This window comes from Vibrio sp. 1F169 (assembly GCF_041439605.1).
Classification (GTDB): domain Bacteria; phylum Pseudomonadota; class Gammaproteobacteria; order Enterobacterales; family Vibrionaceae; genus Vibrio; species Vibrio tasmaniensis_A.
Window position 1 is genome coordinate 1,433 of the sequence record NZ_JBGOOI010000104.1, and the last position, 8,893, is coordinate 10,325.

General features: G+C 43.6%; 9 protein-coding genes and 1 pseudogene. 2 read left to right on the forward strand and 8 right to left on the reverse strand.

The window, feature by feature from the left end; translation table 11 throughout:
- Positions 1–767 (forward strand): Ig-like domain-containing protein (locus ACED53_RS21800; RefSeq protein WP_371715305.1); only part of this gene is annotated, 767 nt, incomplete at its 5' end.
- Positions 768–1,352: 585 nt separating this feature from the next.
- Here the strand turns inward: ACED53_RS21800 and ACED53_RS21805 are convergent.
- The gene (locus ACED53_RS21805) at positions 1,353–2,246 is read right to left on the reverse strand and encodes a dihydrodipicolinate synthase family protein (RefSeq protein ID WP_017100374.1); all 894 of its coding nucleotides are present in this window, start codon (positions 2,244–2,246) and stop codon (positions 1,353–1,355) included.
- A gap of 235 nt (positions 2,247–2,481) precedes the next feature.
- Between ACED53_RS21805 and ACED53_RS21810 the strand changes: the two are divergent.
- Positions 2,482–2,660, forward strand: a pseudogene (locus ACED53_RS21810) (IS256 family transposase); the annotation flags it as partial.
- A gap of 9 nt (positions 2,661–2,669) precedes the next feature.
- Here the strand turns inward: ACED53_RS21810 and ACED53_RS21815 are convergent.
- From ACED53_RS21815 to ACED53_RS21845, 7 genes are all read right to left on the reverse strand, one after another.
- A complete protein-coding gene (locus tag ACED53_RS21815; RefSeq protein ID WP_017100375.1) occupies positions 2,670–3,602 on the reverse strand; it encodes a RimK family alpha-L-glutamate ligase in 933 nt (310 codons plus the stop codon).
- 16 nt (positions 3,603–3,618) lie between these two features.
- Complete coding sequence (locus tag ACED53_RS21820) at positions 3,619–4,359, reverse strand: SDR family NAD(P)-dependent oxidoreductase (RefSeq protein WP_017100376.1); 741 nt, start codon at positions 4,357–4,359, stop codon at positions 3,619–3,621.
- Between the two features lie 9 nt (positions 4,360–4,368).
- On the reverse strand, positions 4,369–5,541 hold the full coding sequence (locus ACED53_RS21825; RefSeq protein ID WP_102258450.1) for an MFS transporter: 1,173 nt from the start codon (positions 5,539–5,541) through the stop codon (positions 4,369–4,371).
- Positions 5,542–5,629: 88 nt separating this feature from the next.
- Positions 5,630–6,619, reverse strand: coding sequence for a cysteine synthase A (gene cysK / locus ACED53_RS21830; RefSeq protein ID WP_017100378.1), 990 nt, complete (start codon positions 6,617–6,619; stop codon positions 5,630–5,632).
- Positions 6,620–6,639: 20 nt separating this feature from the next.
- The gene (locus tag ACED53_RS21835) at positions 6,640–7,209 is read right to left on the reverse strand and encodes a YqcI/YcgG family protein (protein WP_240798337.1); all 570 of its coding nucleotides are present in this window, start codon (positions 7,207–7,209) and stop codon (positions 6,640–6,642) included.
- Between the two features lie 49 nt (positions 7,210–7,258).
- Entirely contained in the window at positions 7,259–7,414 is a 156-nt protein-coding gene (locus tag ACED53_RS21840; RefSeq protein WP_017100380.1) for a hypothetical protein, read from the reverse strand.
- Positions 7,395–8,189: an arginase family protein gene (locus tag ACED53_RS21845; protein WP_017100381.1), complete on the reverse strand. Its 795-nt coding sequence runs from the start codon at positions 8,187–8,189 to the stop codon at positions 7,395–7,397. Before ACED53_RS21845 ends, ACED53_RS21840 begins: the two co-directional genes overlap by 20 nt.
- Between the last annotated feature and the right edge of the window lie 704 nt (positions 8,190–8,893).

Genomic DNA, 8,893 nt, shown 5'->3' on the forward strand with positions numbered 1-8,893 from the left:
CGACGGTTGAGGCTTTCCTAGACGGAGTCACCAGTAACACAGTGGACGTGGAGGTGACCAATGCCATCGTCACCTCGCTCACCGTCACGCCTTCACAGGTCTTAGTCGCGAAAGGTCAAACACAACAGTTACTTGCAACAGCGACCTACAGTGATGGGACCTCATCAGATGTCAGCCGTTCGGTCACGTGGACACCGGATGAACCACAGACAGCAACGGTCACGCCTACTGGTTTATTGTCTGGGGACACAGTCGCCACCACGACGGTTGAGGCTTTCCTAGACGGAGTCACCAGTAACACAGTGGACGTGGAGGTCTATGCATGTAGGAGTACGGGAGCTTCATGTCTTGACATCTTCGATACTGGTAGTGGGAAATTGTTTACAAATTCACCATCCAAAACGTTCCTAGATAGTAGAGGAGGCAGTACAAATAAAGGTTTTACACAAGAAATAGGAACTTCAGGTCCTACTGGGGATTTCTATATTTTCGATTGGAATAACGCAGATTCATTGTGTGACACATATAATTCCAAGAGTATTGCAGGACGAACCAACTGGCGTTTAGCTACTGTGAATGAGTTAAGGGGACTATTCAACACAAATGGAAATATGTTTACTGCTCGTGGCTGGGCAGTCAGGATAAATTACTGGACATCAACGTCTCGTGGTCCGGGCTATGCCAATATATCTCTCAGAAATGGTCACTCTGGGCTCACTATGCCGAGCGACGACTATCTTTACGCATCGTGTGTCTCTGTTCCTTAGCGGCAAACGTCTGAGTCTTAGATTTCTCTCTCAAAACCACCTACCTCGGTAGGTGGTTATATTAGTGATTTTAATAAAGTGCTTGGCAGGTACTTTAATACATTAGTTAGTTATCAAGATAAAACCTAGGCAGATAGATATTGAGATGAACTGGTAGTCTTCTTCGATGAAATAACCTACCAGAAGTGCCGAAGTATATTGATGATGTCAGCTAACTTAAATATCTTGGTTATACCTATTATTGGTATTGTTTCTGGATATTACCTTCTAAAAGAGGGTGTTTTAGGTTTTGACTTATTAGGTATAAGTTTTTTGTTGTCGGCAATTGCCATCTGTAGTGGATAAGGGCATTTGGCCAACAACATGCAGGGTGGTCGTATGGTTGTAATACTAGAAGTAATCCGCAAAGTCAGGATGTTCTATGGTTCGTAACTCAGAAGTGTCCAGCTTCGTGCTGACAGGGTAGATCACATTTTACCCGTGGCAGCTAGATTAGTAAAAACACTGACACGGTTTTGGTCCAAAGCTTGCCATCTTGATTTTGGGTCGAAAAATCCCGTAAGAAATTTCACTCTACATATAGTGTTAAGCGAGATCTAACTCTGAGATAATTTCTTGCAGAATGAGCTTGGATTCACTATCTAATCCTGTCAAAGGGGTTGGTAAACATGGGGATTCAGCATAGCCTAATATTTCTGCCGCACTGACCATCACCCTCATGGCACCGAGATTATCTGAGAACAATTGCCACAGTCTGTCATATCTTAGAGAGAGTTCTTTCGCTTGCGCAGGGGAAGAAATTTTGGCTTGCTTAAATAAGTATAGAGCGGTGAGTGGGAACAAACCTGCTAGGACGGAATACCAAACGTCACATCCTGCTTGAATGCCATTTGAAGCGAATACGTCACCACTAACTCCAATCGTTACATTGCCTGGCAGTAGTTTTCTGAGAGCTTGAACTCGGCATCCACCCTGATCTTCAAATTGCGCACCAGGGAACTTTATTGACTGCACCATTTTTAGCTTTGCAATCTCAGCATGGAGTTCGTGACTAAAGGTAAAATGGGTAGCAGCTGGGTTGTCGTATACACAGATAGGTACCGAAACGCTCTCCGATACACGTCGATAGAGTTCATAGACTTCTTCATCGAATAACCGATGATAAGAAATAGGCGCGAGTAAAAGACCTTTTACGCCGAGCTGCTCTGCTTGCTCAGCATTAGCAAGCACATCCCTTAATCGTAGCGACCCGATGCCAGCCAAGACAGGAATTTCTCCTGCCATTTCAACTGCTGTAGCAATCGCGTTATGTTTCTCTGATGCGTTTAAATACGGATATAAACCTGTTGACCCTAAGGCACATATAGAATCAACCCTTGCGTTAATTAAACGGCCAAGAATCTGACTATAAGCGGTCACGTCGATTCGTTCATCCGACATCGGGGTGATCGGGAAAGCACTGATTCCTTTAAATATCATAGATAAATTCCTTTCATTATGTGTGTTTACCGAGTGTTATGCGACCATAATGAGCCTATCGCAAATACATTAAACAGGATGGTAAAGATAGACAATGATCTGCACAGCCAAGACTGGACACCAAATTAAGTGACTTTCCATACCTGTAGTTATTCATGACTTTCTAATTTAGCAAAGGTACTGATTTATTTTTGTCCAGAAACTTCATAGGCTAAATTTTTATCCGTCACTTTTTATCTCGAAAGCCGTCAACAAAAGTAAGCTATTCCCAACGGATGAAGTGGCAGGGAAGACGATCTTCTTAGCGATCCAGGATGTCTCCGTACAATGGACGATGCCCATATAAGCAAATGGCGACAAGTTCTGAACCGCTTTATAATTATGTTCGAAGACCGATTAACTGCTTATAGGTAACCAGGGCAGTTACAAAGAATCCTTTATATATACAGGCTTTGGGGCTTTATCAATAATCGACTGCACAAATATATCAACGCATTCAGGCGTAAGTGGTAGGCTTAGTGATGGTTCGGTTATCTCAAGTTCCAGCAGCAGCGGCCGACCATTTTTACCTTCAATGAAGTCTAATCTCGCGTACAGAAGTGGTTGAGAAAGACCAAGATTGCTTTGTACTAACCTCAATATACGCTTCGCCAACGCCTTCTCTTCACTATTCGCTTCTTTTAGCTTGCGAAATTCCATGTCCGGCGTTTTAGTCTCACCACGTTGTGCGAGCAAAGGTTCCTTCTTAATCGCATGTGAGTACGTATGATCAAAGTAAATCATGTTCGTTTCACCATGCTCTTCAATCGTATGTAGGTATGGTTGAATAATGACGCCCTTACCTAGTCCTAATAGGTAACGCACATGCTGAGTTATTTTGTCTAAATCTTCGATGGACAGACGAATGACACCGAATGAATAGGCACCAACTGTTGGTTTAATCACGACTTCGTGAACTTTCCAGTAGTTATCTTGAAGATTAGCAACGGCTGCTTGAATCTCAGTTTCTGAGTAGATGATTTCTGTCGGGACAATTGGGACACCCTGCTTCTCGAGTTGTTTCAAATAACTCTTGTCTGAGTTCCATCTGATCACCGATAGAGGATTGAGCAGTACTGAACAATTTTCAACTTGTTGGCAAAATTCAATGAATGGCTCAATTTTCTCCATATAGGTCCACGGTGAGCGCAGGACAACCACATCATACATAGCCCAATCGTGGTTGGGGCTATCCCAAAATATCACATCAACTTCCACGTCAGTACGCTTAAAAGCGTCCAGAATATAAGGCATATCATAGTCGACAGCTAGGCTATCACTATCTGAGACTAAAGCGACTTTCTTTGTTGCGAGCATTTAACTATTCCTTTTACTACCAGGGAAGAAGGGATTCCATGTGAATAAACTGACCACTCACTAAGCTGTCAGCATCAAGTGCCACTTTTATCGCTGTGAGGGCTCCTTCTTTTGGGGTTAACATCCCATCGCCATCGTTTAAGTCGGTCTTTGTATAGCCGGGATGGATGCTATTTACCGTTATCGAGGTATCTCGAAGCTCATAGGCGAGGTGAGCAGTCCAAGAATTGAGGGCACTTTTTGAGGCACTGTACGCTGGTAGAGATTTAAATTCATCCGTGTATGCGTATGATTTGGTGTCACTATGTAACGTCACCGATCCCAATAAGCTCGATACATTGAGGATTTTTCCTTTCATTGAGCGCTTGAGTAAAGGTAAAAAGCTGCGGGTTACGTTTACCGTACCAAACAAATTTGTATTGAACGTTTCAAACCATTTTATGAGTGGTTGTTCAGACGGCGGTGTGCCATATTCTTCAACCCTTATTGCTGCGTTGTTTATAAGTATATCGACCTTACCAAACAAGGTTTCAACGATATGGACGGCTTCTTTGATAGATTTGTCGTCGGTAATGTCCATACATAAGCAATAGACTTCGATACCTTGGAGGTTCAGGTTAGCAGCAGCCTCTTTAATTGCTGCTGCTTTTCTACCAGCAAGCAGTACCTTATGACCTTGCTTGCCAAGTTCTGCTGCAATTTCAAAACCGATCCCTCTGTTTGCTCCTGTAATGAGCGAAATCTGTGAGTCTGACATTCAGCCTTCCTAGCTCTTAACTTTCATAAAGTGAGTTTGTTTCTTCCCTTCTATCAACTTTCCGACGACAATAATGAAACAAAGAGCCAGTAGAAGTGTTAGAAAACTGAGTATCGCCATCCAGTTACCGAAGCGCTGCGCTATGAATCCGGACGTAATTACAGGTATCGAAAATCCGACATAAGAATAGATGTACATGCCAGCCGTAGAGCTTGCCTTGTCGATGTTATGGTTACTCGTAAACTTAAGTAGCCCCGCCATATATGTGAAACCATAACTTGAAAGGCTAGTGCAACTGGCTCCGAAAAGAATGATCGTGATAGATTCATGATAGTAGCCAAGTGCTATGAGGCTAAACCCAAATACCGTAAAGAAACATCCCAATATTAGGCTTGAGTTTGGGTGCAAGCGTTTAGCAATGTGTTGAGTCAAAAAACCAGTGCAAATAGATAGGAAAACCATTAAGCCAGTCCAATCGCTTAAACCCATCTCATTGAGAAGTATTGGTACGATTGCGATGACCATACCCGTTGTAGCCCAAGCTAACATCATGCCTAAACCATACGACCACGTGTTGGTGGGGAAGCAAGGCAATGTAATGAGTTTGAGATTTGGTTTTATGGTTTGGTTGCTCGGCAATCGAACCAGCAACAACAACAACAAAGAAACGAGTAGAAATAGACTGAGGTAACTGTATGGCAGCACTGTCATGCCAGCTACGTTTAGGCTCACACTTGTCGCAAGTGCACCACTACCAAACCCCAACGACGTAGACGCGGCCACTAGCAACGTACCAAATTTTTGTTCTCGTTCATCAATAAGGTCGTATATATACGCTGAGACTGAGGTTGTGGTTAAGGCGGTAGCAACACCCAATAGCAGTCTTGCGACAAATAACGAGGTCCAATTTGGCTGAATGACGAGCAATGCCGTTGCCCCCGCACTTAACAATAGTGCAAGGAATATGGGTTGCTTCCTACCTACTTTATTTGAAATACCCCCTAGCATTAATAGAGTAGGCAATAGACCCAATACATAGGCAGCAAAGGCGATGGCGACCGCCGCGGGGCCCATGTTACTGTTTTCGGCATAAACACTGTAAAGAGGTGCTTGAAGGTTTACAGAGTAGGCCACACAGAACATGACCAACGCCAACACACTTAATGAAATTCGTTTTTCCATACGAGTATTCCTTTCGTTGATAATTATCGTTGATAGCGTTTACATGTCACGTGTACTATTAACATAAATCCAGTATTTAGAGGGTGAACTATGCATTACATTCAGCTGTTATAGACTCTTCGCTCCAAGTTGTAATAAAAGGGTCCGTTTCTTCATTACCAAGTTGATCAAACAACTCAGTAGACAAATATCTTTCTCCTGTATCTGGTGCCATTGCCAATATCACGCTTCCTTTAGATGCAGATTTAGCCACTTCTAAAGCTGTAGCTACCGTTGCCCCGGCAGAGATACCAACAAGAATGCCTTCGTGACGAGCTAAGTCACGTGCCGTCGTGATCCCCAAATTTCCATCAACAGTGACAAGGTTATCCACCACACTCTTATCCAGCACACTTGGTATGAAATCTGGGGTCCAACCTTGGATGGGGTGAACTTTCCATTGGTCCTTTGCGAGGATCTGAGCACCTTTAGGTTCTGGGACGACAATTTCAACCTCCGGTCGTGCCACCTTCAGCATCTGTCCAATACCCGTAAGAGTTCCGCTTGTACCAAAGCCTGTGACAAAGTAATCCAAACGCTTACCAGAAAAATCACTGAGTATCTCACTTGCTGTCGTTTCACGATGATAAGCAGGGTTAGCTGGATTATCGAACTGGCGGGGTCTGAACCATCCATTCTGAGCTGCAAGCTGGTCGGCAATTCGATTACCGCCGCTACTACCTTGTTCACTTGGGAACAAGATGACTTCACCACCGTAAGCGCGAATTAGCTTCCTGCGTTCTAGCGAATATCCATCCCCCATTACGGCGATAAATTTGTATCCTCTGGCTGCGGCAACCATGGCCAAGGCAATTCCAACATTACCTGAAGTGCATTCAATAATTGTGTCGTCTTTCTTGAGCAAACCTTTTGTTTCAGCGTCTAACACGATTGAGAGTGCAAGCCTATCTTTGACTGAACCAGCTGGGTTGAAAGACTCCACTTTGACATAAACCTCGACTCCCTTTGGAGCAAGATTGTTTAGTTTGACAATTGGAGTGCATCCAACAGTTTCTGTTATTGAGTTATATAAAGGCATCTACGTTCTCTCGTTAGTTTTTATTTGAAGGGACACAGTCTTGGTCGTTTCACACTAGCTTCTTGCAACTGATACTGACGCCATTCGAGGTTTTCTTCTTCTCCATAAAACCCCAACTCAGTTGGCATCACTCCGTTGTTGTATTTTTTGACACGATTTCGAATACGCTCTCGAGCCTGCCTGCCACCTTTCGTTTCACCATTAGCGACCATGTCAAAGACCTCCCTTGCGTTAATCACAAAATTAAGGCGTGAGCCGAGATTCCGATTTCTAAGCACTTGATGCTTGTCTGAGCTCATGTTGATAAACAGTTCGACACCATTAAAGCAGTATGTCCATTTAGATGCCTCGGGGTCGATAGGTATATGCCTAGGCCATTGAGCGACATCGTGCTCATGCGTCCAATTTAAGACTTCCCAACCAAGCTTGTGCGGTGCCATTGAAAGTGAAAGGTCCGGAGAAAAAAACACCACTAATGGCGAGAACATACGCTTATTAACTGGAGTGGAATTCAACATGTCCGTATAAGCAATCAGTCCATGCAAAAACGGGTAGTAAGTGTTGTGTTCATCCGACTCACAAAACAGCACTTGGATAGTCTTAGAGTTCCACGCTCTGCGGCTAAACAGGCAAGGGAACTCAGGGGGCGCTGACTCTCTTACTGAATTCTTCCCACGCTTCCTTCTTCCAGTTTGAAAACTGATTCAGTTCTTGCAACAGTTCTGCATGTGTATACAAGGTTTTATGTTGCTCATTAGGCGCAAGAGCCGCAGGGTTAGTTTTGATGATTTCCATGACTTAAACTCTTATTTTTTTTGAATAGCGCATCCACGGCTTGAATGATGAGATCTAGTCCTTCTGTATTGGCTACTGACGAGTGGCTATCTGCACAGAACTCAGCAAGTTCTAAGCCCATAATTTGGTTGTTAGGAAGTGACTCGAATAGATCCAATAATTGGGCGACTTTCAAGCCTCCCTCGACTTTGAAGTCAGCGGAAATCTGCCCCGGGTCCATAACGTCCCAATCCACATGAACCCAGACTTTGGAATCACCAATGAATTTGATGACTGACTCTGGCGTCAGAGTTGAAGGGGGAAAGTGCATGAGACCTGCATTATTAACGTTGTTAAGTTCTTTTTCATCGATGTCATGTACGCCAATTAAAGCAACATTATTAGGTTTAACTCCCGCGCCAAAACCGCTATCCCACAGGCCGCATGTAGCAGCCAATACCATCCCGCCGAGATAACCGGTTTCTGTCGTTTCAGGGGTATTAAAGTCACTGTGTGCATCGATCCATAGGACCTTTATGTCAGGAAAAGTCGATGCAACAACGGGCAGTGTCGCTAAGCTCGCTGAGCAGGTATTTGATGCAAATAGGACAGGGCTATCGCCAGTGGCTAGTAAATGGGAGATTTTTGTCTGCAACAGAGCGAGGGTCTTTCGAGATTCCTGGAGTGCAACACTCCAATCATCCGATTTCGTAGGCGATCGTTGCCCTACGTAGTTAGGTGTAATGTCATAATATAGAGCAAGTTTATTTGCTGTGAGCTTTGCGCCCTCGAGCATACGATCTGCTCTGTCCGCGACACGTCCTTGAGAGCAGAGTATTTGAAAAGGCATTTAGAAAGACGTCAATATATTAAAAATGAAGTCTTTTTATAGCTCAGCTAGATAAATATAAAAAAATAATAATGATTATTTATTATCAAAATAACTTTCAATATTAATTGAATTAATAAAACCCCATATATTATAAGGGTTTCTATTGACTTTCCGTATTCTCGTTTTAACGTGTTGTAGGTGAGTAAATTTGGCCACTAGGCTAGAGGTTTTACAAGACCTTAAATAATTCATGAAATATTAATTTAATAAAACGTGTAACTCAGAAATGTCCGTGCGACCTGAAGTCGTATGAAACGTTGTTCACCACGAAGGGTGAACCATCTGTACTACCAGATGCCCCTAGGAGCCTGAATAAAGAAGCGGCTCTGACAATGTAACGAAGCTTGGTTGTTGACTGAGCTGGAAGAATCGTTAGAGGACGTTCCTCCTGACAACCACAAGTCGGGTGAGTGCTAGGGGGGCAATATGATGAATATAATGAATCCATTTAAGGCGCGTTATATGATGAAGCAGCGGAAGTGGTTAATACGCTGTAGCCAAAAGGCAACGAGAGTCGGGAAGAGATTGGACATTACTCTTTCGTGGTCATTGCACTCTCCGCACCATTGTGGGCATCTTATGTGGACTCCCCATTGTCAACAGTAATC